This window comes from Microbacterium foliorum (assembly GCF_006385575.1).
In the GTDB taxonomy this organism is placed as follows: domain Bacteria; phylum Actinomycetota; class Actinomycetes; order Actinomycetales; family Microbacteriaceae; genus Microbacterium; species Microbacterium foliorum_B.
In genome coordinates this window covers 2,628,245-2,654,035 of sequence record NZ_CP041040.1, presented here as the reverse complement: position 1 = coordinate 2,654,035, position 25,791 = coordinate 2,628,245, and the positions used below count along the sequence as shown (strand labels likewise).

General features: G+C 65.8%; 30 protein-coding genes. 23 read left to right on the top strand and 7 right to left on the bottom strand.

The window, feature by feature from the left end; genetic code table 11:
* Positions 1–208: 208 nt before the first annotated feature.
* From FIV50_RS12860 to FIV50_RS12850, 3 genes are all read left to right on the top strand, one after another.
* Positions 209–1,207 (top strand): metallophosphoesterase, encoded by a 999-nt coding sequence (locus FIV50_RS12860; RefSeq protein ID WP_140037772.1) that lies wholly within the window; start codon positions 209–211, stop codon positions 1,205–1,207.
* Entirely contained in the window at positions 1,204–1,599 is a 396-nt protein-coding gene (locus FIV50_RS12855) for a hypothetical protein (RefSeq protein ID WP_140037771.1), read from the top strand. The genes FIV50_RS12860 and FIV50_RS12855 overlap by 4 nt, the downstream gene beginning before the upstream one ends.
* A gap of 65 nt (positions 1,600–1,664) precedes the next feature.
* The gene (locus FIV50_RS12850; RefSeq protein WP_140037770.1) at positions 1,665–2,273 is read left to right on the top strand and encodes an HIRAN domain-containing protein; all 609 of its coding nucleotides are present in this window, start codon (positions 1,665–1,667) and stop codon (positions 2,271–2,273) included.
* A 21-nt stretch (positions 2,274–2,294) separates the two neighbouring features.
* Here FIV50_RS12850 and FIV50_RS12845 read toward each other — a convergent pair whose 3' ends face one another.
* A complete protein-coding gene (locus FIV50_RS12845; protein WP_140037769.1) occupies positions 2,295–2,615 on the bottom strand; it encodes a hypothetical protein in 321 nt (106 codons plus the stop codon).
* Between the two features lie 105 nt (positions 2,616–2,720).
* Here FIV50_RS12845 and FIV50_RS12840 point away from each other — a divergent pair, with 105 nt between their 5' ends.
* The 5 genes from FIV50_RS12840 (at position 2,721) to FIV50_RS12820 (ending at position 6,337) form a co-directional block, all read left to right on the top strand.
* Positions 2,721–2,942 (top strand): hypothetical protein, encoded by a 222-nt coding sequence (locus FIV50_RS12840; protein WP_258184260.1) that lies wholly within the window; start codon positions 2,721–2,723, stop codon positions 2,940–2,942.
* A 169-nt stretch (positions 2,943–3,111) separates the two neighbouring features.
* Positions 3,112–4,125 carry a DUF4236 domain-containing protein gene (locus FIV50_RS12835; RefSeq protein WP_140037767.1) on the top strand — a complete coding sequence of 338 codons (1,014 nt, stop codon included), beginning with the start codon at positions 3,112–3,114 and terminating at the stop codon, positions 4,123–4,125.
* Positions 4,122–5,513 carry a GmrSD restriction endonuclease domain-containing protein gene (locus FIV50_RS12830; RefSeq protein WP_140037766.1) on the top strand — a complete coding sequence of 464 codons (1,392 nt, stop codon included), beginning with the start codon at positions 4,122–4,124 and terminating at the stop codon, positions 5,511–5,513. Before FIV50_RS12835 ends, FIV50_RS12830 begins: the two co-directional genes overlap by 4 nt.
* A 64-nt stretch (positions 5,514–5,577) precedes the next feature.
* Positions 5,578–6,009 (top strand): NAD(P)-binding domain-containing protein, encoded by a 432-nt coding sequence (locus FIV50_RS18025; protein ID WP_140037765.1) that lies wholly within the window; start codon positions 5,578–5,580, stop codon positions 6,007–6,009.
* Positions 5,996–6,337, top strand: a complete 342-nt coding sequence (locus tag FIV50_RS12820) for an NAD-binding protein (protein WP_140037764.1) — start codon at positions 5,996–5,998, stop codon at positions 6,335–6,337. The genes FIV50_RS18025 and FIV50_RS12820 overlap by 14 nt, the downstream gene beginning before the upstream one ends.
* 17 nt (positions 6,338–6,354) lie before the next feature.
* Here the strand turns inward: FIV50_RS12820 and FIV50_RS12815 are convergent, their stop codons facing one another.
* Positions 6,355–6,681, bottom strand: a complete 327-nt coding sequence (locus FIV50_RS12815) for a DUF7882 family protein (protein WP_140037763.1) — start codon at positions 6,679–6,681, stop codon at positions 6,355–6,357.
* A 163-nt stretch (positions 6,682–6,844) separates the two neighbouring features.
* On the opposite strand from FIV50_RS12815, the gene FIV50_RS12810 reads away from it, so the two are divergent.
* Both FIV50_RS12810 and FIV50_RS12805 read left to right on the top strand, forming a co-directional pair.
* Positions 6,845–7,183 (top strand): DUF7882 family protein, encoded by a 339-nt coding sequence (locus FIV50_RS12810; RefSeq protein ID WP_140037762.1) that lies wholly within the window; start codon positions 6,845–6,847, stop codon positions 7,181–7,183.
* Between the two features lie 55 nt (positions 7,184–7,238).
* Complete coding sequence (locus tag FIV50_RS12805; protein ID WP_140037761.1) at positions 7,239–7,514, top strand: hypothetical protein; 276 nt, start codon at positions 7,239–7,241, stop codon at positions 7,512–7,514.
* Between the two features lie 238 nt (positions 7,515–7,752).
* On the opposite strand, the gene FIV50_RS12800 is transcribed toward FIV50_RS12805, so the two are convergent.
* On the bottom strand, positions 7,753–8,133 hold the full coding sequence (locus FIV50_RS12800) for a nuclear transport factor 2 family protein (RefSeq protein ID WP_140037760.1): 381 nt from the start codon (positions 8,131–8,133) through the stop codon (positions 7,753–7,755).
* Between the two features lie 143 nt (positions 8,134–8,276).
* Positions 8,277–9,149, bottom strand: a complete 873-nt coding sequence (locus tag FIV50_RS12795) for a helix-turn-helix transcriptional regulator (protein ID WP_140037759.1) — start codon at positions 9,147–9,149, stop codon at positions 8,277–8,279.
* Between the two features lie 115 nt (positions 9,150–9,264).
* Here FIV50_RS12795 and FIV50_RS12790 point away from each other — a divergent pair, with 115 nt between their 5' ends.
* The 8 genes from FIV50_RS12790 to FIV50_RS17790 all read left to right on the top strand — a co-directional run bounded on the left by FIV50_RS12790 (position 9,265) and on the right by FIV50_RS17790 (position 15,387).
* A complete protein-coding gene (locus FIV50_RS12790; RefSeq protein ID WP_140037758.1) occupies positions 9,265–10,710 on the top strand; it encodes an MFS transporter in 1,446 nt (481 codons plus the stop codon).
* A gap of 138 nt (positions 10,711–10,848) precedes the next feature.
* Positions 10,849–11,880 (top strand): zinc-binding dehydrogenase, encoded by a 1,032-nt coding sequence (locus FIV50_RS12785; RefSeq protein ID WP_140037757.1) that lies wholly within the window; start codon positions 10,849–10,851, stop codon positions 11,878–11,880.
* Between the two features lie 28 nt (positions 11,881–11,908).
* Entirely contained in the window at positions 11,909–12,256 is a 348-nt protein-coding gene (locus tag FIV50_RS12780) for a carboxymuconolactone decarboxylase family protein (RefSeq protein WP_140037756.1), read from the top strand.
* Entirely contained in the window at positions 12,253–13,137 is an 885-nt protein-coding gene (locus FIV50_RS12775; protein ID WP_140037755.1) for an aldo/keto reductase, read from the top strand. Before FIV50_RS12780 ends, FIV50_RS12775 begins: the two co-directional genes overlap by 4 nt.
* A 31-nt stretch (positions 13,138–13,168) precedes the next feature.
* Complete coding sequence (locus FIV50_RS12770; RefSeq protein WP_140037754.1) at positions 13,169–14,194, top strand: aldo/keto reductase; 1,026 nt, start codon at positions 13,169–13,171, stop codon at positions 14,192–14,194.
* Positions 14,195–14,303: 109 nt separating this feature from the next.
* Positions 14,304–14,636, top strand: a complete 333-nt coding sequence (locus tag FIV50_RS12765; RefSeq protein ID WP_140037753.1) for an FMN-binding protein — start codon at positions 14,304–14,306, stop codon at positions 14,634–14,636.
* The gene (locus FIV50_RS17795; RefSeq protein ID WP_219846216.1) at positions 14,633–14,953 is read left to right on the top strand and encodes an NAD(P)H-binding protein; all 321 of its coding nucleotides are present in this window, start codon (positions 14,633–14,635) and stop codon (positions 14,951–14,953) included. Before FIV50_RS12765 ends, FIV50_RS17795 begins: the two co-directional genes overlap by 4 nt.
* Positions 14,950–15,387 carry an NAD(P)H-binding protein gene (locus FIV50_RS17790; protein ID WP_258184259.1) on the top strand — a complete coding sequence of 146 codons (438 nt, stop codon included), beginning with the start codon at positions 14,950–14,952 and terminating at the stop codon, positions 15,385–15,387. Before FIV50_RS17795 ends, FIV50_RS17790 begins: the two co-directional genes overlap by 4 nt.
* Before the next feature lie 30 nt (positions 15,388–15,417).
* On the opposite strand, the gene FIV50_RS12755 is transcribed toward FIV50_RS17790, so the two are convergent.
* The 3 genes from FIV50_RS12755 to FIV50_RS12745 form a co-directional block, all read right to left on the bottom strand.
* Positions 15,418–16,515, bottom strand: coding sequence for a hypothetical protein (locus FIV50_RS12755; protein ID WP_140037752.1), 1,098 nt, complete (start codon positions 16,513–16,515; stop codon positions 15,418–15,420).
* Entirely contained in the window at positions 16,512–16,916 is a 405-nt protein-coding gene (locus tag FIV50_RS12750) for a hypothetical protein (RefSeq protein WP_140037751.1), read from the bottom strand. Before FIV50_RS12750 ends, FIV50_RS12755 begins: the two co-directional genes overlap by 4 nt.
* A 248-nt stretch (positions 16,917–17,164) precedes the next feature.
* The gene (locus tag FIV50_RS12745; RefSeq protein WP_258184495.1) at positions 17,165–18,151 is read right to left on the bottom strand and encodes a LacI family DNA-binding transcriptional regulator; all 987 of its coding nucleotides are present in this window, start codon (positions 18,149–18,151) and stop codon (positions 17,165–17,167) included.
* A 132-nt stretch (positions 18,152–18,283) separates the two neighbouring features.
* On the opposite strand from FIV50_RS12745, the gene FIV50_RS12740 reads away from it, so the two are divergent.
* The 5 genes from FIV50_RS12740 to FIV50_RS12720 are packed head-to-tail and all read left to right on the top strand — an operon-like array spanning position 18,284 to position 25,789.
* A complete protein-coding gene (locus FIV50_RS12740; protein WP_258184258.1) occupies positions 18,284–20,155 on the top strand; it encodes a glycoside hydrolase family 127 protein in 1,872 nt (623 codons plus the stop codon).
* Between the two features lie 57 nt (positions 20,156–20,212).
* Positions 20,213–21,496 (top strand): ABC transporter substrate-binding protein, encoded by a 1,284-nt coding sequence (locus FIV50_RS12735; RefSeq protein WP_140037749.1) that lies wholly within the window; start codon positions 20,213–20,215, stop codon positions 21,494–21,496.
* A 56-nt stretch (positions 21,497–21,552) separates the two neighbouring features.
* Positions 21,553–22,476, top strand: coding sequence for a carbohydrate ABC transporter permease (locus FIV50_RS12730; RefSeq protein ID WP_219846215.1), 924 nt, complete (start codon positions 21,553–21,555; stop codon positions 22,474–22,476).
* Positions 22,473–23,321, top strand: a complete 849-nt coding sequence (locus FIV50_RS12725) for a carbohydrate ABC transporter permease (protein ID WP_140037748.1) — start codon at positions 22,473–22,475, stop codon at positions 23,319–23,321. Before FIV50_RS12730 ends, FIV50_RS12725 begins: the two co-directional genes overlap by 4 nt.
* A 29-nt stretch (positions 23,322–23,350) precedes the next feature.
* On the top strand, positions 23,351–25,789 hold the full coding sequence (locus FIV50_RS12720) for a glycoside hydrolase family 2 protein (RefSeq protein WP_140037747.1): 2,439 nt from the start codon (positions 23,351–23,353) through the stop codon (positions 25,787–25,789).
* The last annotated feature ends 2 nt before the right edge of the window (positions 25,790–25,791 follow it).

Sequence of the window (25,791 nt, the reverse complement as noted above, 5' to 3'; positions counted from 1 at the left end):
TCTTCACCCACGAGCCGCTTCACCCGGAGTGGCCGGCCGGCCTCACCTATCCCGCGCGTGCCTCGATTCACCATGCGTTCCGTCTGCATGTGGCGATTCAGTGGAAGAGGCGCGGCTGGATCAGTTGGGATCCAGGCGTCGAGCGCAGTCTACGAGTGGGCCCGACGTTCCGCGAGCGCTCCCGTGCACGGCAGGCAGCGAGGGCCCGATGAGAGCGCTTGAGTACACCTCAACCACCGCGTTGCCGGACCAGCGTGTGGCGGTCTGCGGCGACTGGCACGGCAACATTGGCTGGGCTCGCACGATTGCCCGGGTCCTCCCTTACCTCGCGTCAGACGTGACGACCATGCTGCATCTCGGCGACTGGTCCATGCCAGAAGCAGAGATAGACGAGATCTTTGCCGAGACCGGTATCGAGCGCATCCTCGTGACCGTAGGCAACCACGAGCCATTCGACCAGATCAGCCCGCTTCTCAACCAGCGTCCAGGTCACGCCGTGCGCGTCTCGAAGCTCACCTGGTTCCTCCCGCGACCGGCTCGCTTGACCATCGGCGGTCGTCGAGTTCTGTCCCTGGGTGGCGCCGCGTCGGTAGACCGTCGGTCCCGCATTGAGGGACTGACCTGGTGGCCGGACGAGGCAATCACCGATGAGCACATCGCCGCAGCCATCGCGGGAGGACCCGCCGACCTGATGCTCACCCACGAAGGACCGGCGGGTACGCCCGTCCGTCCGGTTCGCGAGATCCTGAAGACGAATCCCCACCGCTTCCCGGACGCTGCGCTCGAGGCGTCTGCGGCGTCTCGAGCGCGAGTGAGTGAAGTCTGGGACGCAGTGCGACCCGAGCTACTCGCCCACGGGCATATGCACGTGCCCGCCGGCGGGAAGACGAATGACGGCCGTCGGGTCGCGAGCCTCGGACGGGACGGGCAGGAAGGCAACCTGGCGATCCTCGATATGCCCACGCTCAAGATGGCGACTCCGAGCCTTGCCATCATCCGCGGCATGACTGAGCGGGCCGACATCGACCGCGACCGCAGGATCCGCAATGTCGCCGAGTCGCTGCACGAGGCAACGCTGGACGGACTCAAGCCCACCCCTCAGGCTCTGCGTGACGCGCAGGACTACGTCGATGGGCGGCGGACCCTCGACGAGATCATCGACGATGTCGTTCGCCGACACACACAGCTCCCAAAGGACGAGCTGTGACCAATAGCGACGACAACCCGTCTCCTTGGGCCGAGATCATTGGCCCCTGCTACACCGCGGCGTCTCTCGCTCGAGTCCTCAGTTGGGCGGAATCCGACGTGGCCGAGGCGGCGGCATCGCTCACGGTACTCGAGCTGAGAACCATCGACGATGTGTTGCTCTATCCTGCGTTCCAGGTCTGGGATGGACAGTTGGTCCCGGGTCTCGGCGATGTGCTCCGGGTGCTGAGCACCGGTACGAAGGGGCGGTGGACCTGGGCGCAGTGGCTGCACACCCGCGTGGATGACGAATCGGGTGAGGAAGCTCCGAGCGCCATCGAACAGCTCTTGAGCGGGCAGCTCGATGACGTGCTGCGCGATGCGCGGCACACTGCCTGGGCCTGGAGCAGTTGAAGCGACCGGCGAACGGTCCACCAGCTCATCGTTCTAGCGAAACGCGGGCTGAGCTACCCTCCAGCATGGGCTTTCTCAACTGGTTGGTGCGCCGACGTCCGCCGACAGTGAGCCCCGGCAGCGCCGGAACCCCCGCTGAGCCGATCCTCGTCTCACGACGCGAGACTGCGGCGGGAATCACGGTATCCGCCTACGCTTCCGGAGGGCCGCCCAAAGGGTACGTCTCGCCCTATCTGTCAGCCGACGAGGCCAACGCATTGCTGCACGTAGATGACCGCGGGCTGCCGAACCTCAGGATTGTCGAGTTCCACAGCGAGTGGTGGCTGTCCGAAACCTCGACCGGCCGACTGGTCAACGCGGGATCGCTGGCCCTGAGACGCCTCGGCATCTGGAGCGTGCGCGTGCGCGGGGGCGAGCACGCTCCCGGCGATCTTCGCATCGGGCCCGCCGAACTTGTACGTGAGCCCGAGAACGAGTTCGACGCGAACGCGGTGGCCATCTATCAAGAAGGCATCCGTTGCGGGTACTGGAACAAGGGCGCGGCCCGCTCCTTCGCGAAGCTACTCGACAGCGGCCAGGTGCTGTCCGCGTACGCGATCTCCGCTCACCCGCCGAAGGTGATCGCCGCGGAACCGCCCGTCATCGCGCACCTTGTAGCCAGATTGCGCCCCTAACCGAACCCCAGTACGTCGTGGTTACGCCGAGTCATCTCTGACTTCCACGGCGTTGCCCCACACCCAGCACCGGAATAGCTGCTCACCTGCGCGAAATTCCACCCCGGCGGCTTGCGGCGTGGACCGGACGAGCTTGGCATCGACACGGATCGCCTCCGGCCCAAACCGCACCCACGCCCGCACGCTCACGTACGGATGCGGGTAGAGAGTCACGGGTTGCGCGCGCAGCGCCAACTCTTGGTCGGTCAGCGACTGGAGCGGACCAGCACGAGCCGCGGCGAGGATGGCCTGATGCTGCGCGCGCAGGTCGTAGTGCGCTGCCAGCCGCTTACTCGTTCCCATGCCGGCTCCTCTCTCCGGCCATCCTCAACGCTAGCAACATTCGAACACTTGTTCTATTCTGAGGGTATGAGAACTGCGGCAGAACACCCTCCGGCAACCATATGGATGGTCGACGACATCCCTGCGCGGATGATGTTCGCGGGGCGCCGGTGGAAGGTGTCCGACACCCCGACGCGGCTTCGTAGTTCGATCTGGAACGCGCCGCTCGGACCTCATCGAAAGCTCGACGGCTGGCGCTTCCCAGCCACTGACGAGGCCGGGCGTTCATTTGTGTTCGACGTCTTCCGGGGAGAGGGCGGCTGGCACGTGCATCACAGTTACGACTGAACACATCAGCAGTGCGTCGTGAGCCTCCGCCAAGGGTGCGCACGCTCACCAGATCAACGTCCTGAGGCCGGACCGCTGCACCTCGCGGCACGAGACCGTGAAGGGCCACGAACCATCCGGTGCTTGCGCCTGAATAGAATCATCAAGGTTGTCTTAGAGAGGCTGAACTATGGGGTTCAAGGTCCGCAAGTCCATCAAGATCGCGCCCGGCGTGCGACTGAACGTATCGAGCAAGAACATCGGGGTATCCGCAGGCGTCCGAGGTGCGCGCGTCAGCGTTAACACCAACGGTCGCGTCACGCGGACCGTCGGCATCCCCGGCACCGGAATCTCCCACACGAAGTCTTCGAGCGTCAACGCAAAACGCCCCACTCCGCGTCCTCGCCAGCAGCCGCAACCGGTGGCGCCTCCCAAGCCAAAGAAGGTCAAGCCCGGCCTCACTGCTCCTGCGTGGGAGAAGCAGCTGTTCAAGCAGCTCAGCGGGCCGGCTGATGCCGCCGCTATCCACGCCGTTGGTCAGCAGACCCCGACGGCCGCACCGACGGCCGCGATGGTCGAGGTGCTCCGAGTGGCCGCACCGACCCGCGATGATGCGCGCGCTCGGGTGCTGCTCGGATGGCTCTTCGACACCGGGTACGACCCCGCGGCGGACCCGTTCATCACCAAGTACGTGGAGACGTCCGAGGTCAGCATCCCCATCGCTACCGGGGTCACGGCTGTGATGCGATGGGACCGCCAGGCGCTCGGGCTGCTGGCTGCCGAACTGGAGCAGGCAGCAGGAGATTCGGGTCGAGCCGTGGCCATTGTTGAAGCGCTCGAGCCCACGACGGTCGCGGCCGTGTCCCTCGCCGAGCTCTACGCCGACCAGGAACGATGGGCCGACATCGTCGACGTGACCAACGGGCTTGCCAATGACGACGTGGCAGCGACGTTCCTTCTGATCCAACGAGGCACCGCCCTGCGCGAGCAGGGATACTACGAGGCGGCCCGTGAAGCCCTGAAGGAAGCGCTTCGCGTGCGGTCGCGCCCGGTCGAGCTGCGTCACCTCGCGCTCGTCGCCAGGGGGCACACCTATCTTGCTGAGGGCAAGAAGGCGATGGCGCGGAAAGACTACGAGCGGGTTCTCGCAGACAACGCCGCCTACCCCGGACTCACCGACATGCTCGCCGCGGTGACTTCTTGAGTGCTCCTCCTGCCGGCTGGTTCCCCGACCCTGAGAACACGAATCAGACGCGCTGGTGGGATGGACAGCAATGGACGGCGCAGACCGCCCCGCCGCCGCCACCGACCGGCTTGCTTCCTCCGCCCGCGGGAAGCGTTCCGGTCGCGGCGATGAAGCGGAGGATTCCCACCTGGACGCTCATGGCTGGCGGCTTGGTCGCAGTCCTCGCCACGGTGTTCCTCTCGCCTCTGGTCGCGTTGATCGCGCTTGTCGTGGCAATCACTGGGGTCGTCGCGCTCGCACGTAACTCCCCAACTTGGCTGCGCTTCACGTCTCGGAAGCGTGCAGTGATCTGGACCGTTACGTCCGCCGTCGTCTTCTTCGTCGCGGGGAGCATCAGCACCGCCGTGTATCCGACGGACGACAGCTCGGCAAGTGACGAGCCGGTATCCGTCACGACACCGGTCATCACCCCGGCACCAACGCCCACGCCGACACCGTTCGCAGATGACGCAGCAGCGCCCGTAGCTTTTGCCGGCGAGGCGGGCACGGCGAAGGACATGTCCGCGACGGCTGACCAGCCGGCTCTTGCCGTTCTCGCGACGCTGGAGGTGAAGGGCCGCGCTCCGAAGACAGGGTATGACCGCGACGAGTTTGGTCAGCGCTGGCTCGACGTGGACCGCAACGGCTGTGATACGCGGAACGACATTCTGGCCCGCGACCTCGCGGACCTGGTCAGGTCGGGGCCGTGCCGAGTAACCTCCGGATCGTTCCTCGACCCGTTCACGGGCGCCGAGATGCTGTTCGTCCGCGGACAGGGAACCTCTGAGCTGGTGCAGATTGACCACGTCGTGTCGCTGTCCGACGCATGGCAGAAAGGCGCTCAGCAGCTCACGGCAGATCAGCGCGCGACGTTCGCGAACGACCCGCTGAACCTCCTCGCGGTCAACGGTGCAGCCAACGCGCAGAAGGGCGACGGCGACGCGGCAACGTGGTTGCCCGCCAACCGCGACTACCGCTGCACATACGTCGCACGTCAGGTAGCGGTGAAGGCCACCTACGGCCTGTGGGTGACGCAGGCGGAACGCGACGCCATGATGCGCGTGCTCGAGACCTGCCCGGACGAGCCCGCGCCGAGCTCTGCTTTCGCCGCACCGGCTCCGCAGCCGGCACCGGAACCCGCGCCCGTGCAGCCTGATCCCGCACCGGTACCCGTGCAGCCCACACCGCCACCCGCGCAGCCCGCACCGGCTCCCGCAGAGCCTGCACCTGCTCCGGCCCCGCCTGAGAGCACGTTCTACGCGAACTGCGACGCGGTGCGCGCCGCAGGCGCTTCGCCCCTGTACGCAGGGTCGCCCGGATACAGCCGGAAGTTGGACAGAGACGGAGACGGCGTCGCCTGCGAGTAAGCGCTATCGAATAGTCCCGCACCGAAGCGCGGTCCGGGCACAGGCCTGATGGCACAGTGGGTGGATGGCAAGACGACAATCGGGGCACACAAGCCCGTCAGATCCGACTATCGGAATCGCTGGCCTCGGGCGGATGGGTACACCGATAGCGAGGTCTCTCGCTCGGTCGTTCTCTGTCAACGCCTTCGATATCGACCCCGAGAGGGCGTCGAGCACGCCGGACCTGCGCTGGTCAGCAACCCTGCGCGCCCTTGCCGCCTCCTCGGACGTCTTTGTGACCGTCCTCCCGGGTCCGCGAGAACTACAAGCGACCATGGCCGGTACGTTCCCGCACCTTGCTGCGGGCTCCCTGTGGATCGACATGACCTCCGGAGACCCCGAGACCACAAGAGATCTTGCTGCCAGTGCAGAGAAATACGGCATTGGCGTGGTCTCAGCGCCTATCGGCGGCACCCCCGAAGACGCCGTTCGACGCTCTTGCCGTGGCAGCATCTGAGGCCATGCTCATCGGTCAAGGTCTGGGACTCTCCGCTGCCGACCTCCATCTCCTGTTGCGGGACAGCGCCGGCGGCAGCCGATACCTCGATAACCACGCGGATCGACACCTCGAGGGTGACTACCTGGAGACGTTCGGCATTGACCGAGTCGTCGAGGAACTCAGCACCGTGTCCCAGATGAGCAAGACCGCGGGCGTCGCGTCCGACGTCCTAGACGCATCCGCGCGAGCGCATCAGGCTGCGCTGGAACGCTTCGGCCCCGAGCCAGGCGAACTGCTCGCGGTGAAGCTTCTTGAAGAGGCAACGGGGCGCACCCTCCGACGGTGAGGGTGACCTCGGCCGGATCAGTGCTGGCGTTCGATCTCGCCGATGTCCAAGACCTCGTCTACGAGCATGATGCCGCCGCTGGAGTTGGCTGTGTGCATGAGTTCTTCAACCCAGCGGACGTTGATCTGCGGTGCCTCGGGCTCGTCGAACACGAAGCGCAGCGGGATGGAGGGGTGGATCCAGATCGTGGAGCGCCCACCAGGCTCCGCTTCGGGGTGCTTCCAAGAGAGGGTGAAGGTCTCGTTGCGGCGCAGCTTGGTCGCGATGACGATCTTCAGGTGCGCCAGCGCCCGATCCTCGATATGGATCGGGTCGTGCTGAGGACCGTAGAGGAGTGTTGCCATATCGCCACCCTAATGACCGTGGCGGAAGATGAATGACAGTGGATGAAGGTGGAGTGGCGCCGCGTCTCAATGCAGGCGAGAGTAGAGATACTCCCCTCAGAGCGGTCACTCCGGCTGCTCCTCTTGGCACGAGTTCCGGTGGAGACAGAGGAAGGAGCCCCTCATGGGCAAGTTCGTCTACGAGGGTGGTCACAAAGTCGAGATCGAGGACCGCGCCCTCACTCACCTCCAACTCGTCATGACCGCGAAGCTCCGCCGCGGGGAACCGTTCACGTTCACCTGGCGCGAAGACGTCAGTGTCGGCGGCGGTCGGACCACCGTGTGGATCCACGCAGGCTCGTCGATGTCATTCAAGTTCTACGGCAGCCGGCAGCCGCCCATCAACCGCGCCTGGGTCGACGCGCTTGCCTTCACTGCGAACGCACCTTCCGGCCTCTACCTCGTACCTGAGCCCGCTGAGGGCTCGACGCTCGACCGCGATTTAGCAACTTCCACCGCCTAGCGGAAAATGCAACCCCCTTTAGTGACTGGTGCGGCGCGGTCGTATGCTCGCATCCGTGCGTGCAGAGCCTGTCCTTCAGGCCGAGGTCATCATCGGTGGCACTTCGGTGGTTTTGGCGGACTCTGAGGACCGGCGGCAGTTGCGTCGTCAGATCGAGGAGGCGGCCGCGACGAACGGACGGTTCGTCGACATCGAGGCGTCGGACGGCAGCGAGGTGAACGTGTTCGTCACGCCAACCACTCACGTGTCCTTCCACACCCGACAGGTGTCGCCCGAGGAGGCGCGCTCGCCGATGGTGTTGTCCGTCGAGGGGAATTGGGATCTGCTCTGAGCAATCCGGCCTCGCTGGAGATCGGTCGCGATGGCCTTCGACGGGCGCGGCGGCGACGGCGGCATTGACGTCGACTTCCGATCCACGCGCGCCAGTCAACTCATCTTTTACTGAAGTACTTCCCCGGAGTGTTCTCCGGCGGTTTCGGTACCGGCGCACCCTGATCGAGAATCATTGCTCGAGGGTTCGAGGCATACCCCGATGTGGCTTTGGTCGTGTCACCCAACCCCACGGCCAATCACCATGTGGAGGCGACCGTGTGCTCGGCAACCCAGCCGATGCTCTTCCGCACGTAGGTAGTTTCCAGGCGAAGACGCCAGATGGCATGACTTCCCCAGATGGTCGCATCCGTGTGTGTACGAGCGTCCAGAGTTGCGATGTCACCGTCCACCTCGATGCTCACTGAGACGTCTGCGACCGCGTGGTACGTCATGCTGCCGCGTTCAATCTCGTTGAACCACTCCGTTCGCGGCTGGACGTATCCCGTCATGTGGGTGAGCGTGTAGTGGGGGCTCAGGAGCGAGCTGAGCGCAGATGTGTCCGCGTCGACCATCGCTTCGCACATCTCGTGGAAAACAGCGAGGACCTCGTCGCGCGCGGCGCTGTCATTGGGGGTCATGATGCCTTCCTAGCGAGCCTTGGAAAATGAATCGATGATGGAGGTCGAAGATGAAGCTGCGCGGTGTGAACAGCACTGGTGACCTCGCATCCGAACGCAGACCCGTGGGTGCGCCTCAGCGAACGGCGTTCAGCACGTGAAGATCAGATCTTGGAGATCGACGGAGTCGGCGAATCCTGCGTGGTGGCCCAGCTGCCCAGCATGCGCAGGGCGTCGGCAGAGGCACTGCCGGGTTCCGCTGTGTAAGTAGAGAGGGTGAGGCCGGGGTCAGCCGGTAGCTCGAAGGCTTCGTATGTGAGTTCGAGGTCACCGACGATGGGGTGGCGGAGCTTCTTCACGCCCGTGCGGTGGTAGCGGACATTATGGGCCGCCCAAAGTGTGCGGAAGCGGTCCGAGCGGGTGGAGAGCTCACCGACTAGATCCGATAGGCGCTTGTCGTAGGGGTTGCGGCCTGCCTCCCCGCGCATGGTGGCAACGAGCTCCTGAGTGTTCTTCTCCCACTCGACGTAGAAGTCGGGGGCGGCGGGGTTGAGGAATGCGAAGCGTGCGCTGTTCGGGGCGGGATCGGCGAACACGGGTGCGTAGAGCGCTCGACCCAACTGGTTCGATGCGACGTAGTCGAAGTAGTTGTTGCGGATCATCGCGGGCGCATCGGTGATGGCATCCAGCAACCGCTGGATGCTGGGCCGGATCTCATTGGCGCGCTTTCGCGGCTTCCGCGACACGGGCGACGCGTTGGCGGTGCGTGCAAGGTCGAAGAGGTGGGCGGTCTCCGCGTCGTCGAGGTGGAGGGCGCGCGCGAGGGCGTCGAGCACGCTGTCAGAGACGCCCGAGAGGTCGCCGCGTTCGAGGCGGGTGTAGTAGTCGACGCTGACGCCTGCCATGAGTGCGACCTCTTCACGTCGTAGCCCGGGCACACGGCGGTTTCCCCCGTAGGCGGGGAGTCCGGCCTGGTCGGGGGTGATGCGGTCTCTGCGGGTGGAGAGGAACTCGCGAACTTCGCTGCGGTGATCCATGCCCTCGACGTTACGCCGAGCGGGCACGCGGTGGGAGGGTCTGCCAGTACCTGGGACACCCGCCCCTGTCTCAGTCCACCGTTCGGTGGTGGCATTGATGTCGGAAGGAAACACCATGACAGACACCATTCGCACGACGCCGCTCCACAAGGGCGCGATTCTCACCATCGTCCTGGTGAGCTACTTCATGATTCTGCTGGACAACTCGGTGATCTTCACCGCGTTGCCGAGCCTCCAGGCCGACCTCAACCTCTCGTCCGCAGAGCTCGCGTGGGTGCAGGATGCCTACACGCTCGTCTTCGGTGGGCTCTTGCTGCTGGGCGCCCGCGCTGGCGACCTTCTGGGGCGCAAGCCGGTTTTCATCTTCGGTCTCGTCGTCTTTGCTGTCGCGTCGCTCCTCATCGCGCTCTCACCGGCCGGATGGTGGATCATCTCCGCTCGTGCGCTGCAAGGAGTCGGAGCGGCCATCGTGGCCCCGTCCGCGCTGTCTCTCATCACCGTCAGCTTCGAAGGCGAGGAGCGCACGCGAGCGGTGGCCTGGTATTCCGCAACCGCGGGTATCGGTGCAAGCCTCGGCCTTGTTGTGGGTGGCGGCGCAGCGTCCTGGTTCTCCTGGCGCGCGGGGTTCTTCATCAACGTCCCCATCGGCCTGGCGATGATCCTCCTCGCCCCGAAGTTCCTTCCGCGCACCCCGAAACTCCCCGGACGGTTCGACATCGCCGGAGCCATCACCTCGACCGTCGGTGTGGGGTCCCTCGTGTTCGCGATCCTCTACGCCGCAGAGTTCGGATGGGGAACCGTCCCGACCATCGTCGGCTTCATCCTCGCGGCCGTCGTCCTGACCGGGTTCGTCTTCGCCGAGGCGCGCGCGACGCAGCCCATCATGCCGCTGCGCCTGTTCACGAGCCGCGTCCGCACCGGCGCCTATGTCACACGCCTTCTGTATCTCGGAGCGATGATTGGGTTCTTCTTCTTCACCAGTCAGTTCCTGCAGGAAGCGCTCGGCTTCACGCCGCTGCAGGCGGGACTCGCGTTCCTGCCGATGACGTTGGTGAACTTCGCCGTTGCGATGCTGATTCCCCGCATCACCCGCAGGTTCGGCGACACGATCACGCTCATCGTCGGCGCGGCTCTCACGCTCGCGGGAATGGTCTGGCTCAGCCGCATCGCCATCGACAGCGACTACGTCACTGCGGTCGCTCTGCCGATGCTCCTCATCGGCGCCGGTCAGGGCTTCGCCTTCGCTCCGATGACCAACTTTGGAATCAGCGGAGCCACCGCACGTGACGCCGGAGCAGCGTCAGGTGTCGTGAACACCTTTCACCAGGTCGGGTCGTCCCTCGGACTCGGTGTCCTCGTCGCCGTCGGTGCCGCTGCGGCCGGGAACAGCGCCGACCAAGCCGTCGCCATCACGGCGGAGGCGTCCGCGGCGCTCTCGACCGCGAGCGTATTCCTCCTCGGGTCGCTGGTCGCTGTTCTCGCCCTCATCGCACCTGCAGCGGCCGCGAACGCCCGCACGGCGCGCTACGCAACAGCCCACGTCGAGTCAACGGAGAACTGACGCCCGCCAAAGCCGCGATAAGGGAGGTACCAGCAGAACCTTCCTCGCACTCCCATCCCGGACTGGGATAGAACCACGACCTCAACACACCATCAACCTTGAACCCCACCCACGGTTCACACACCAAGGAGCAACACAATGCGTGCAGCAGTCATGTACGGAGCCGGAGACGTCCGCATCGACACCGTCCCGGATCCCCGCATCACAGACGCCACCGACGCCATCGTGCGCGTCGTCGCCGGATGCATCTGCGGATCCGACCTTTGGCCCTTCGCCTCGATGGACCACTCCGAGCACGGCAACCGCATGGGCCACGAGTTCGTCGGCGTCGTCGAAGAGATCGGCAGCAACGTGAAGGACATCTCGGTCGGTGACTTCGTCATCGCCCCATTCGTCGCCTCGGACGGCACTTGCGACTTCTGCCTCGAAGGCCTGCAGACCTCCTGCCGACACGGCGCCCATTGGGGCGGCGACGACGACGGTGGCCAGGGTGAGCGGGTGCGCGTCCCGCTCGCCGACGGCACCCTCGTCGTCGTCCCCGCGGGTTTCGACGACGCACTCATTCCCTCTCTCCTCGCCCTGTCCGATGTCATGTCGACCGGGTACCATGCCGCCGTCGCTGGCGGTGTGAAGGAAGGGTCCACAGTCACGGTCATCGGTGATGGCGCCGTGGGCCTGTCCGCTGTGTTGTCCGCGAAGATTCTCGGCGCATCACAGATCATTCTGATGGGCCGCCACAAGGCACGCACCGACCTGGGTGTGGAGTTCGGCGCCACGGACGTCGTCGCAGAACGTGGCGATGAGGGCGTCGCGCGTGTGCGCGAGCTCACCGGAGGCGACGGCACCCACATCGTGCTCGAGGCCGTCGGCCTCAAGCCCGCACTCGAGACCGCATTCGCCGTCGTCCGCGCAGGCGGAGTAGTCAGCCGGGTGGGTGCTCCCCAGTTCTCTGAGGTCCCCCTCGGCTTCCCGGAGTTCATGAGCAACATCACCCTCACCGGCGGTGTCGCGCCAGCCCGCGCCTACATCCCGACGCTGCTCCCGCTCGTGCTCGACGGCACCATCAACCCCGGTCGAGTGTTCGACCGCACCGTCGACCTCGACAGCGTCCCCGCCGGCTACCAGGCCATGGCCGACCGCGAGGCGCTGAAGGTCCTTGTCCGCCCGTGACCGCCCGACCGTCTGAAATGGAACAGCGATGACCGAGAGCCTCACTCCGGCGCAACGAGCTGTCGGTGATTTCTCGCCCAAGCTCGTCGACCTGACCGACAACGTCCTCTTCGGAGACATCTGGGAGCGAAGCGAACTGTCGCCTCGCGACCGCAGCCTCATCACCGTCGCGACACTCATCGCCAACGGCTCGACAGAGCAGCTCGTCGGTCACCTCCGCATGGCCCAGCAGAACGGACTTACACGAGCGGAGCTCACTGAGGTCATCGTCCACCTGGCGTTCTACGCAGGGTGGCCTCGCGCGATGAGCGCGGTGACCGTCGCGAAACGCGTCTTCGAGGACCAGCAGAACACGGAACAGGAGAACAAGTCATGACCGATCTCACCCTCAACAACGGCGTCACCCTCCCCGCCATCGGGCTCGGCGTCTTCCAGAGCGCCCCCGAGGAGACTGCGGCCGCCGTCGCCGAGGCCCTGCGCGTCGGCTACCGCCACATCGACACCGCCGCCGCGTACCGCAACGAGCGCGAGGTTGGGGAGGGCCTCCGCCGCTCCGGAGTCAACCGTGCCGACGTCTTCCTCGCGACCAAGGTCTGGGTGTCGGACTACGGCTTTGACGAGACGTTGCACGCGTTCGAGAAGTCCACCGGCAAGCTCGGCGTGGACACCCTCGACCTGCTGATCCTCCACCAGCCCGTGCCCACACGGTTCGACAAGACCATCGCGGCGTACAAGGCTCTCGAGAGGCTGCTCGCCGACGGACGCGTGCGCGCCATCGGCGTCAGCAACTTCATGCCCCACCACCTCGAGCGCCTCCTCCAGGAGTCTGACGTGGTCCCGGCGGTGAACCAGGTCGAGCTGCACCCGTACTTCACCCAGCGGAATGTGCAGGAGGCGGACGCCGCGCACGGCATCCTCACCCAGGCGTGGTCTCCCATCGGCGGCATCACCTTCTACCCCGGTTGGGGCGACGAGCGCACAAGCGTGCTGCAAGACCCAACCATCGTCGATATCGCCCGAGCGCATTCCAAGTCCCGGGCGCAGGTACTTCTTCGCTGGGGCATCCAGCAAGGGCGCTCGGTGATCCCGAAGTCCACCAACCCGACCCGCATTGCCGAGAACTTCGACGTGTTCGACTTCGAGCTCACCGCGGACGAGCTCGGACGGATCGACGCGCTCGACACCGGCGTACGCGGCGGTCCCGACCCCGACCAGCCCCGCGACGCGTTCTTCGACGTCGTCATCGACGAAGCCTGACCCCGCAACTCACGGAAAGAAGGAGACCATCATGGACTATCGCGCTCTGGGCCGTACCGGCGTAAAGGTGAGCCCGTTGTGCCTGGGCACGATGATGTTCGGCCCCTGGGGCAACCAGGACGTCGATGACAGTATCCGCATCATCCATACCGCGCTCGACGCGGGCATCAACTTCGTCGACACCGCCGATGTGTACTCGGGTGGTGTCTCGGAAGAGATCACGGGAAAGGCCCTCGCCGGACGCCGCGACGAGGTCGTCCTCGCCACGAAGTTCTTCATGCCGATGGACGAGAACCCCAATCACCGGGGCGGCTCCCGCCGGTGGATCATCCAGGAGGTCGAGAACTCGCTGCGACGCCTCGGCACCGACTACATCGACCTGTACCAGGTGCACCGGCCCAGCCCCGACACCGACATCGAGGAGACCCTCGGTGCTCTCTCGGACCTCGTACACCAGGGCAAGATCCGCTACCTCGGCTCCTCGTCGTTCTCCGGATCCCAGATCGTTGAAGCACAGTGGGCTGCCCGCGACCGCAACCTCGAACGGTTCGTCACCGAGCAGCCGCCCTACTCCATCCTCGTACGCGGCATCGAGGAAGACGTCCTGCCCACTACGCAGCGGCATGGCATGGGCACGCTGACGTACAGCCCGCTCTCCGGAGGGTGGTTGTCTGGGAAATGGAGGAAAGATGGTGCATCCGCTCCGACCTCTTCGGCGCGCCCGTCCGCGCGGTTCGACATGTCCTCACCCGCCAACCAGCGCAAGCTCGACATCGTCGAGGAGCTGGCCCTGCTCGCAGAAGCCAACGGCATGACTCTCATTGAGATGTCCATCGCGTTCGCCATCACCCACCCCGGCGTCACCTCCGCCATCGTCGGGCCACGCACGATGGAGCAGCTCGAGTCGTATCTCCCTGCCGCGGACATCACCCTCTCGACCGAGATCCTCGACCGCATCGACGAGCTCGTCGCCCCCGGCGTCACCGTCAACCCGGACGACAACAGCTACGGGGCGCACGAGCTCACCCCGACTGCTCGCCGGCGGGCGGATGGTTGAACGGCGCCTAGCCGTCGCGGCGATGCTGCTCGCAGCCTCAGGAGCGAGTATCGCTGGATGCGCTGCGGCTGAACAACCGACCCCCGCCGCAACCGAGACGACAACGCCGATGTCTGACACCGTCGCACAGGAAGACACGTACGCCGACGGCGTCTACACCGCCGTCGGATGGTACGGATCACAGCCGTCCCACCATGAGGTCACGCTCGGCATCGAGAACGGCATCGTCGGCTCCGTCGAGATCACTACGCCCGCGGAGAACCCCACATCGTTGGACTACCAGCAGCGCTTCGCGGAGGCGCTCCCCGACGCCGTCATCGGCGAACCCCTGGGCACCCTGAGCGTCGACCGTCTGGCCGGCTCGAGTGGTTGCTCCGAGGGCTTCATGGCGGCGCTCGCCGACATCAGAGAACAAGCCAACAACGAAGGAAACCAGCTATGACGGATTCACTCACCATCCTGTTCGTCGGAGGAACTGGCAGCATCGGACGCCTTGCCGCCGCCCGAGCAGCCGCCGAAGGGCACCGCGTCCGCGTTCTCACCCGCCGCCGGAACGCGAACGTCCCGGCCGGGGCGGAGGCCGTCGTCGGCGACCTCACCGACGCCTCCACCTTGACGGCAGCCGTGGCCGACATCGACGCAGTCGTTTTCACCCACGGCGCCGCCTACCAGAGCCCTCTCGTTCGCGACGTGGACTACGGAGGCGTCTCAACGTCCTCAAGGCCATCGGGAAGCGTGACGTCCGGATCGCCCTCATGACCGCCATCGGCGTCACCAACCGCGCCGGCGGCTACCACGACTGGAAGCGACGCTCCGAACGTCTCGTGCGTGCCAGCGGACACCCCTACACCATCGTCCGTCCGTCCTGGTTCGACTACAACTCGCCCAGCCAGCACGAACTGCACTTCCTCCAAGGCGACACCCGCTGGGCCGGCAGCCCCGCGGACGGCGTGATCTCCCGGGCGCAGCTCGCCGAGGTCCTCGTCGCGTCACTGACCTCGCCCGCCGCTGCGGGAAAGACCTTCGAGCTGGTGGCCGAGCAGGGACCCGCGCAGACGGATCTCGAGCCGCTGTTCGCGGCGCTCAGCCCCGACGATGGGCTCAATGGCGCCACGGATGCCGCGAACATGCCTGTCGACGAGGAGCCACGCGACGTGCGCGAGGACCTGGAGATCGCCGCTCACCTCGCGTAAACCGCATCAACGTGGTGTTCATCGCACACGTTACGCGCCGCTCGTGACCACGCGCCACGGCGTTGTCACGAGCCGGGCGCGAACGAGATCAGAGTGCGCGAGGAGGGCGGCGTAGCTCCGGTATTGCGTGACGAACGCGTCAACGTCATCTGTCCGGCGTTGCATGATGGCGTCGATGAAGTTGCGTCGAACAAGCGCCCCGACGTTCGGCAGACATCGGTCCGCCAGGGCCTCCTCCAGTTCCCGCCACTGCGCGTAGTACCGACGCTCTATCGCCTTGTGCTTCTTCGCCACCCCGCCCCGGTCCGAGCGCAGTCCCAGCGCCATCGCGTTGACCTCACGGAGATTCAGCCCGAGGCGCGCCACTGAGTCGGCGCGCTCCAAGACGACCGTCTTCGTCTCCTCAAGCGCAGCCGCGATGGCGCTGGCGTCGATGTCCGCCGACAGGTCCGGCAGCGGGATGGCGATGCGCTGGACGGCTGCGACTGAACGTGGCCGGATCGCCAACGACAACGTCCCGACAGCCTCGCGGACGTTGAGATACCGCACCGCGGAGAGATCACCTTCATCAAGTTCGTGGACGCTGATGTCGGAAGCGACCTCGTGGTTCTCGTCGCGAAACCCAGGGTTGAGGAGGTTCGAGTCGAGGCGCAGCGCGACCCGGTAGAGGTAGAACTGGGAGGCCCCGTCGTCTTGGTCGTCCATTCGCCGGAGCATGTTCTCGATGGCGGCTTCGTAGGTGCCGACGTGGAGAGCCTTCGATGTCTGTGAGGCGATGAAGCTCTCGCGAGTCGGCCCAAACGGTCGGTCCGTCCACCTGACGTCCTCGGCGAACTGCTCCGCGTACTTCTGCGACGGCCAGTCAGGTTGGGTGCTCGTGTGGTACCAGGCGAACGAGTTCAGGTCCGAGGAGCCCAGCGCGGCGTCATCTTCGTCGCGTATCGCGGCGACGGCGGGACCATAATGAATCTCCTCCCCGCAGGTCGCGCAGGGCATTCGCGCCCGGCTCTCGCCCTCCACGTAGGCGCTCTGCGTGAGAGATGAGACTGCACCACAGTCGCACTTCATGTGCAGGTCGTACTGGAATCCATCCTCGCGTTCGGCAAGATCGTAGGAGGAGCCATTCATTCGCGAATCACTTCTCCCGGTGTGAAGGACTCCACGAAGAGGCGACCGAGCTCCGTCCAGTCGTCCGCCGAGACTTGCGTGGATGAGTGATGGTCGAGTGCGTCTTCCAACGTCCAACTGTCGTAGCGGATGTGAGGCGTCGCCCACCTGCCTTCAGTCCAGAACGCGCAGGTGGCTAGTCGGCCCTCGGACTTCCCCATACCGATCCAGATCAGGTTTCCTGGATTGAAGCCGCCGATGCTCGGGAACTCGGACGCCTGCGGCCAGGACCGCCATGCGTGGTTGAACCCGAACTCGAGCGCCTGCTTTCCGCTCGTCACAGAGTGGACACTTTGGGCGAGAACCCCGAGAGCGAGACCGACGACGATCTCTTTGACTTGCTGGTCTTTCGTCTGCCGCACGCTATGAAGATAACGGGGGGCTCAGACATCGCAACGCGGCTAGCGCCTCAGGCTGGGCAGTAAGCATCCGCGCGACCGCGTTGCCCCCAAACCCAGCAGCGAAACCCTCGCTCGTCGGCCCGGAACTGGAGGGGGAGTGCTCCCATCACTCGCGCAGCGACACCTGAGTTCGCAGACTGTCCGTCCGCCATGGCGTTATTCAGTAGAGAGCAACGCGCCCGCGCATCGCGGTCGTGATGACTTGATGGTCACGCCGTCTCCCGCACGATAACGCGATGCTCGGCGATCTCGGCCCGCGGACCCTCCGCCTCGCCGTGGATTCGCGATACGAGGAGCTCCACGGAACGCTCGGCGACCCACGCGAGGCCAGAGTCCACCGTCGTCAGAGCGGGCGTCGCGAACGCGGCTTCCTCGACGTTGTCGAAGCCAATTACGGCTACCGCTTCAGGGACCGATATGCCGCGCGATTGCAATGCGCTGAGGGCGCCCAGGGCGAGCGCGTCGTTGAGACCGAACACCGCGTCGAAATGGATGTCGGCATCCAGGAGCTCGAGGACGGCACGAGCGCCAGACGCACGCGTCCAAGGGATCGGGCCTGTCAGAAGGGCGGGATCATCAACGACTCCGTGGTCCGCGAGCGCGGCCCGGAAGCCGCGCGACCTGAGAGACGCAGCGGCGGGGGCCTTGGTGTCTTCACCGCCGAGCCCCAAGATCCGTCGTCGACCGGTGTTAAGCAGATGCTCGGTGGCGTCGTATGCGCCTCGCTCGTTGTCCACGGTGACGAAATCGAATCTCCGGGAATCGGCTCGGTCTCCGATCAGGACGATGGGGACGTCGGCAGTAGCGGCCGCAATGTCATCCGCTCCCAGGCCGAGCGGCCCAAAGATGACGCCATCGACCGAGCGTCCTTTCCCGCCGCTGAGCACGTCAAGTTCGTGTTCACGCTCGCCTCCGGTGACCTCGACCAGGACGTTGACCCCGCGTCGCTGAGCCGCTGCCACTACCGCCTGAGCAAACTCGGAAAAGTAGGGGTGTGCAAGTTCGGGGATCGCGAGTCCGATGGCGCCGGTGCGACCTGAGCTGAGGTTCCGCGCCGAGATGTTGATCTTGTAGTTGAGCTGCTCGACGGCATCGGCGATCCGGGCTTTCGTCTCCTCGCGGAGATACCTGTATCCGTTGAAGTAGTTGGACACCGTCTTCTTGGACACCCCAGCGAGGCGAGCGACATCTGCCATCGTCGGCGAGCTATTCATGGTCCAACTTTCTGAGGAAACCTATTGCGAGTCTAGTGCACCGGTGTACTATCGCATCTAGTGCACCGGTGTACTACCGGCGGCAAGACTTCCATCAGCTCAACGAGGAGAACCATGGTCAGCGTCTCTGACTCGCTCGTCACCCCCGCGGCCCCGGCCCGCGGCACCGCCCTCCGCCCTGTCGACCTCCGTCGGGTGCAGCTGGACGGGGGATTCCTCGGCGACTGGCAGCGCGTCAATCGTGAGGGCACGATCCCCCATGTGATCGAACGTCTCGAGTCCACGGGAGTGCTCGACAACCTTCGGCGGCTCGTGGGGGAGAGCGACGCGGACTTCCGTGGTCCGCTGTTCGCCGACTCCGACCTCTACAAGACGCTGGAAGCCCTCGGCTGGGAAGCGACCCGCGGGGACGTGAGTGCGTTCCTCCCGTTCGTCGATGAGGCCGTGCGCCTACTCGCGGCCGTGCAGGAGGAGGACGGGTATCTCGACAGCTACTATCAGGGCCCGCACGCGGGGGAGCGCTTCACGGATCTGCCCCAGGGGCATGAGATGTACAAGCTCGGGCACCTCATCCAGGCAGCCGTTGCCTGGGCGCACGCCGGGCGCACGGACCTGCTCGAAATCTCCCTCCGCTATGTCGATCTCGTGCACTCGACCTTCGGCGCCGGAGGACGGGACGACATCGACGGCCACCCGGAGATCGAGACGGCGCTCGTGGAGCTCTCCCGCCTGACCGGCGACGACCGCCACCGCCAGCTGGCCAAGCGGATGCTCGACCTCCGGGGATATCGCACCATCGGCGAGGGCCAGTTCGGCGGCGCGTACTACCAGGACTACACGCCCGTGAAGCAGTCCAGGGAGGCGACGGGCCACGCTGTTCGGCAGCTCTACCTGCTGGCCGGGGCGGCGGACGTCGAGCTCGACGAGGCGGATGCCGGCTACCGCGAGTCCCTCGACGCGCTGTGGACGAGCGTGCATGAACACAAGATGTACGTCACCGGCGGGCTGGGTTCCCGTCACCGCGGGGAATCGTTCGGCGATCCGTACGAGCTGCCCGCTGACCGTGCGTACTCGGAGACGTGCGCGGCCATCGCCAACCTGCACTGGAACTGGCGGATGCTGCTGCTCGACGGGGACGCGCGATACGCCGACGAGATCGAGCGCGGTCTGTACAACGCCATCGCCGTGTCCACCTCCGTCGACGGCACGTCGTATTTCTACTCCAACCCGCTGCAGCTGCGCTCAGGCCACACCCATGAGGAGGATGCCCCGTCGACACGGCTGGACTGGTACTTCTGCGCGTGCTGCCCGCCCAACCTCGCCCGGCTGCTCTCCTCGATCACCGGCTACCTGCTCACCGAGACGGACGAGGCGGTGCAGTTCCACCTGTACGCCGCGGGTCGCTACGAGATCGGTGACGGCGTCATCGCCAAGGTGACAACGAGCTTCCCATGGGATGAGACCATCACGATCTCATTCGACTCGCCGACCACGCGCGAGACCCATCTTCGTGTGCCGGCCTGGGCAACGGGGGCAACCCTCGCGGTGAACGATGAGGAGGCGCGTCCGGTCGAGGCAGGGTATGTCCGCGTCGGCTCGGGCGTGACGGCGGTAACCCTTGTCCTTCCGGTCGCGCCGGTGTTCGAGCGGGCCCACCCGTGGGTCGATGGCGTGCGTGGCACACTCGCCCTGCGCAGGGGGCCGGTGTACTACTGCATTGAAGAGGCCGATCTCGAAGACGGCATCCTTCTGGAGGACGTTGTCATTCCCGCGAACCCCACGGCGGTGGACGCAGGATACGACGCTGCTCTTGCCGCTCCCGCGCTGACGATAGCCGGCGGTCGTCGCCGTTCGACCGAAGCGCAGCTCTATTCAGCCGACGCCGCGACCGCGACCGTCGAGCTCGGTGATGTCCGAGCGATCCCTTACTTCCGGTGGGCCAACCGTGCCCCTGGAGCCATGCGTGTGTGGGTGCCGACGGTCTGACACTTCCCACGCGGCCGGTCATCGGCCACCCTTCACCATAGAGAGAGGAACCACGCAATGAGGCGTCACATCAAGCCTTTCATCGCCCTGGCCGCAGTGTCGGCGCTGGGCATCAGCCTGGCCGGCTGTTCGACATCCGGTTCGGGCGGCTCCGACGACGGAGGCGGCACCGTCACCATGTGGGTGCGCGACTCCCAGTCACGATTCATGCAGCAGCTGGCCGACGCGTTCAACGAGAGCCACGACACGCAGGTCGAGATCACCCTGATCACCTCCGGCGACTACGTCCAGAAGTTCGGAACCGCCGCAGCGGGCGGGGACGCGCCCGACATCGCCTCGCTCGACCTCGTCTACGTGCCGTACTTCGCCTCGGTCGGCGCGCTCTCCGACATCAGCGACCAGTGGGACGGACTGGAGTACAAGGACGACATGAGCCCCGGTCACGTGGCACAGGGCGTCTACGAGGACGGCGTGTACTCCGTCCCGTTCACGGCTGACGTATCGGCGATGTTCTACAACAAGGATCTCTTCCGCGCCGCAGGGCTCGACCCCGAGGCGCCACCCACCACGATGGAGGAGGTGAAGGCGGCTGCGGAGGCCATCACCGCGACCGGCGACGGCAACTACGGCTTCGCCTTCTCGGGCGCATGCGGCGGATGCAACATCTTCTCGATGGGCCCCTACGTCTGGGCGCAGGGCGGAGACGTGCTCTCGGAGGACGGCGTCGACGCGAAGTTCGACAGCGACGAGGTCACCTCGACCCTGGAGCTGTACCGCGACATGTGGGATGCCGGTGCGATGCCTGCACTCGTGCAGTCGGACGGCGGCTCGAACGCCGGCGACGCCTTCAACCAGGGCAAGGTCGGCATCTACAACTGGGGCACCTTCTTCCTCAGCTCGCTCGAAGAGGAGGCGACGTTCGACTGGGGCGTCGCTCCGATCCCGGGCGCGGAAGACGGGAAGATCGGCTCCTTCGCCGGCGGTGACAACCTCACCATCCCGACCGGGGCCAAGAACCCCGAGGGCGCATGGGAGTTCCTGGAGTGGGCGACCGGCGAGGACGCGCAGGCGCTGATCGCCGAGAACGGCGTCATGCCGACGCGACTCGACCTGCTGGAAGACCTCTACATCTCGCAGGACCCGCGGTTCCAGGTGTTCGCGGACGCCCTCGAGGTCGGTCGAGTGCCGTACAGCGTCATCGAGAACGAGATCATCAACGACCCGAACGGCGTCTGGTCGACCATGATCCAGGAATCCGTCTTCGGCCCGGGCTCTGTGGCGGATGCCCAGAAGAAGGCACAGGAAGCCGCCCAGGCGCTCCTCGACGACGCCAACAGCTGACACCCCCTCTGCCGGGGCGGCCACGTCGGCCGCCCCGGCTCATCCGGAGAGAGATCATGACCGCACTTCAGCAAGCCACCCCTCCGACGCGGACACGCACGGATCGGATCGCCCGACGGCGTGGGCGCCTCGGCCTCGTACTGAGCCTTCCGGCATTCGTCCTGCTCGCGCTGTTCTTCGTGTGGCCGCTCATCCGCACGGTCATCATGTCGCTGCACGACTGGCCCCTCCTCGGAGAACCGGAGTTCACCGGCCTCGAGAACTACTTCACGGCATTCCAGGACGGGAACTTCCTGAAAGCCGCCGGCTTCACGCTGCTGTACACGGTCGTGACGACGCCGATCCTCATCACGCTCGCGTTCCTACTCGCCTTCCTGGTGCGCGGCGGAACACGCGCCCACCGCTTCTTCCAGACCATCTACTTCCTCCCCGTGGTGATCGGACTCGCCTCGGGCAGCTACATCTGGCTGTTCATGTGGCAGTCGGACATCGGACCGACGACGATCCTGCTCGGCAACCTCGGACTCGTCGACCCGACGCGCAACTTCTTCGCGGAATTCGGCTCGGCGTTCGCCATCGTGGTCGCCATGGTCACGTGGAAGGTCGTCGGGCTGCAGATGCTCCTCGTGCTCGCGGGCATCCAGGGCGTCCCGGAAGAGGTCAACGAGGCGGCGCGCATCGACGGCGCCAGCCCGTGGCAGAGCTTCTGGCACATCACCGTGCCGCTGCTGCGTCCGACGCTCGCGCTCGTGCTCGTCTTCTCGGTCGCCGGCTCCCTGCTCGCGTTCGACCAGTTCTACATCATGACCACCGGCGGACCCGCGGGGTCGACCATCACCGCGGTGTTCGAGATCTACCGGTCGGGCTTCGTCAAGTTCGACGTCGGCTACGCGTCGGCCCTCTCCATCCTCCTCATGCTCGCGCTCGGCGTCGTCAGCGCCGTGCAGATGCTGCTCCTCAGGAATTCGGACAACTCATGACCGCGACACTCTCCTCCACGACCCTCGTCGTCCTGCCCAAAGCCACCCAGGCTCCGCGGCCGAAACAGCGCATCCTGCCCCGGTTCGCCTGGTGGGTCGTCAGCATCTGCCTCGCGGTGCTGTTCCTGTACCCCATCGGGGTCATGCTCTCCCAAGTCGGCCCGGACGACCTCGCGCAGATCTTCGACTCGAGTCGAGGTCTGAGCGTCTGGACGAGCGCCGGCAACTCGGCCTTCGTAGCGCTGCTCGCGACGGCAGTGGCTGTCGTCGTCAGCACCTGTGCGGGGTACGCGTTCGCGAAGCTGCCGTACCGGGGCAGCAAGATCGCGTTCTTCGTCACCCTCGTGACGTTCATGATCCCCTTCCAAGCGATCATCACCCCGCTCTACCTGGTGCTCCGCGATATCGGCCTGCAGAACAACCTGGTCGGCGTCGCCCTCGTCATCGCGACCTTCAACCTGCCGCTCGGCATCTTCCTCATGCGCAACTCCTTCGCCGCCATCCCCTCCTCGCTCGAGGAGGCGGCGCAGATCGACGGCGCCACCGCGTTCAGCGCGATGTGGCGGGTCATGCTGCCGGTCGCGCTCCCCGGTGTCGTCTCGACCGCGCTGCTGTCGTTCTTCGCGGCGTGGAACGAGTTCTTCGCCGCGCTCATCCTCATCACCGACCAGAAGCTGTACACGCTGCCCGTCAGCATCGGCATCCTGTCGGCCGACGCGAACTTCCAACTCGACTTCGGACTCATGCAGACCGGCGTGGCCATCACCGTCATCCCCTGCGTGGTCGTCTACTTGGTGCTGCAGAAGTACTACGTGGCGGGCCTGCTCAACGGGGCCCTGAAGTAAGACTCGACGACACTACTGAAAGGCAATCTGTGACCGTCTCTCGACGACTCCTGCACGACGGATGGACCGCTCACGCAGTCAGCGGCCCGGTTCCGGACGACATTCTCAACGCCGGGTCCGTGCGCGCTGAGGTGCCAGGCAGCATCCACACCGATCTCCTCGCCGCCGGTTCGATTCCGGACCCGTACCTGGATGAGAACGAGAAGACTCAGTCGTGGATCGGGCTCACAGACTGGACCTACCGCACGTCGTTCGAATGGTCGCCGTCGTCGGATGAGCGTCACGAACTCGTCTTCTCAGGCCTCGACACAGTCGCCTCGGTCAGCCTGAACGGCGAGGAGATCGCGACCGTCCAGAACATGCACCGCACTCATCGCGTCGACGTGACGTCGGCCCTGCGCGAGGGGGAGAACGAGCTCGAGATCGCGTTCCGGTCGCCGATCCGCGCTGCGGACGCGGCGAGCCTCGAGCTCGGTGCCCGTCCGCACGCGAATCACCATCCCTACAACGCGATCAGGAAGATGGCCTGCAGCTTCGGCTGGGACTGGGGCATCGACACCACGACCTCCGGGATCTGGCGCCCCGTCGCCCTGGAGAGCTGGTCAGGGCCCAGGCTGCGCGACGCCGTCATCTTCGGCGACCTCGCAGGCGTCACCCCGCGTGTCCGCGCCAGCGCGTCCGTCGACGACGCAGCGAACGGGACGCCCGTCCGTCTGTCCGTCGCCGGAACAGTCCTGGACGGAGAAGTGCACGAGGGTCTCGTCCGTCTTGACGGGGACGTCCCCGCGGCGCGACTCTGGTGGCCCCGCGGACACGGCGACCAGCCGCTCTATGACGCGACGCTCGAGCTCCTCGGCCCCGATGGCGCGGTGGATCGACACGACCGTCGGATCGGGTTCCGGTCGGTCGAGACACGACTCGAAGAGGATGCCGCGGGTGTCGGGTTCACGGTTCTCGTCAACGACAAGCCCATCGAGATCCGGGGTGCGAACTGGATCCCCGACGACGCGTTCCCCCATCGGGTCGACCGGCAGCGCTACGCGGCACGGCTCGAACAGGCGGAGTTCGCCGGGCTCAACCTCATCCGAGTCTGGGGCGGTGGCATCTACGAATCCGACGACTTCTTCGCCGAGTGCGATGAACGCGGCCTCCTGACGTGGCAGGACTTCCTCTTCGCCTGCGCCGCGTACGCCGAGGAGGATCCGCTCCGCTCGGAGATCGAGTTCGAGGCGAAGGATGCCGTGACGCGGCTCGCATCCCACCCCTCGCTCATCATCCTCAACGGCAACAACGAGAACATCTGGGGCCGTCAGGATTGGAACTGGGAGGGACGCCTTGACGGACGCACCTGGGGTGCGGGCTACTACTACGACGTGCTGCCGGCCGTCGTCGAGGAGATCGCGCCGCACATCGCCTACACGCCCGGGAGTCCGTTCAGCCCGGACCCGGACGAACGGCAGAACGCGGCAGATCGCGGCACCATGCACGTGTGGGATGTGTGGAATGAGAAGGACTGGACGCATTACCGGGCCCACCGCCCGCGCTTCGTCTCCGAGTTCGGCTGGCAGGGGCCGCCGACCTGGAGCACGCTCACGCGCGCGGTCGGAGACGACCCGCTGACTCCGGAGTCACCCGGCATGGTCGTGCACCAGAAGGCCATCAAGGGCAACGACAAACTCACCGACGGGCTCGTCGCGCACCTCCCGCTGCCAAACGACATGAACGACTGGCACTGGGCGATGTCGCTGAACCAGGCCGTCGCCGTGCGGACGGCCATCGAATGGTGGCGTTCGCTCGCTCCGCACTGCACCGGCACGATCACCTGGCAGCTCAACGACTGCTGGCCGGTCACCTCGTGGGCCGCGGTTGATGGTGATGGACGACGCAAGCCGCTTCTCTTCGCCCTGCGAGCGGCGAACGCCGAACGACTTGCTACCATCCAGCCCAGCGATGACGGACTCGCCCTCGCGCTCGTTAACGACACGGATGAGGAGTGGCGCTCGCACTTCACCATCGCCCGTCGCGGGTTCGACGGCAGTGTGCGAGCACAGTCGTCCTGGGATGCTGTGGTCCCCGCCCGGGGGACCAATCGCCTCGAGCTACCCGCAGAGGTGGTGATCGCTGCTGAGGCGGCGAAAGAACTCATCCGCGTGAGTTCAGGGTCGGTGAAGGCGGACTGGTTTTTCGTCGAGGCGCGCGACTCCGACCTTCCCGTGCCATCGACTGAGGTCGTCGCCCGAGCCAGCGCCGACGGCTGGACCGTCGATGTGACCGCGGACACGATCATCCGCGACCTCACGCTGCTTGTCGACCGCATCGACCCGGCAGCAGAGACGGACCGCGCTCTCGTGACGCTCCTGCCGGGCGAAACCGCACGCTTCACCGTGCGCGGGGCGAGCGACGCAACACCCGAGGCGTTCGCCGACCCGCTCGTGCTTCGGTCGACGAACGACCTGCTGGTGAGCTGAGA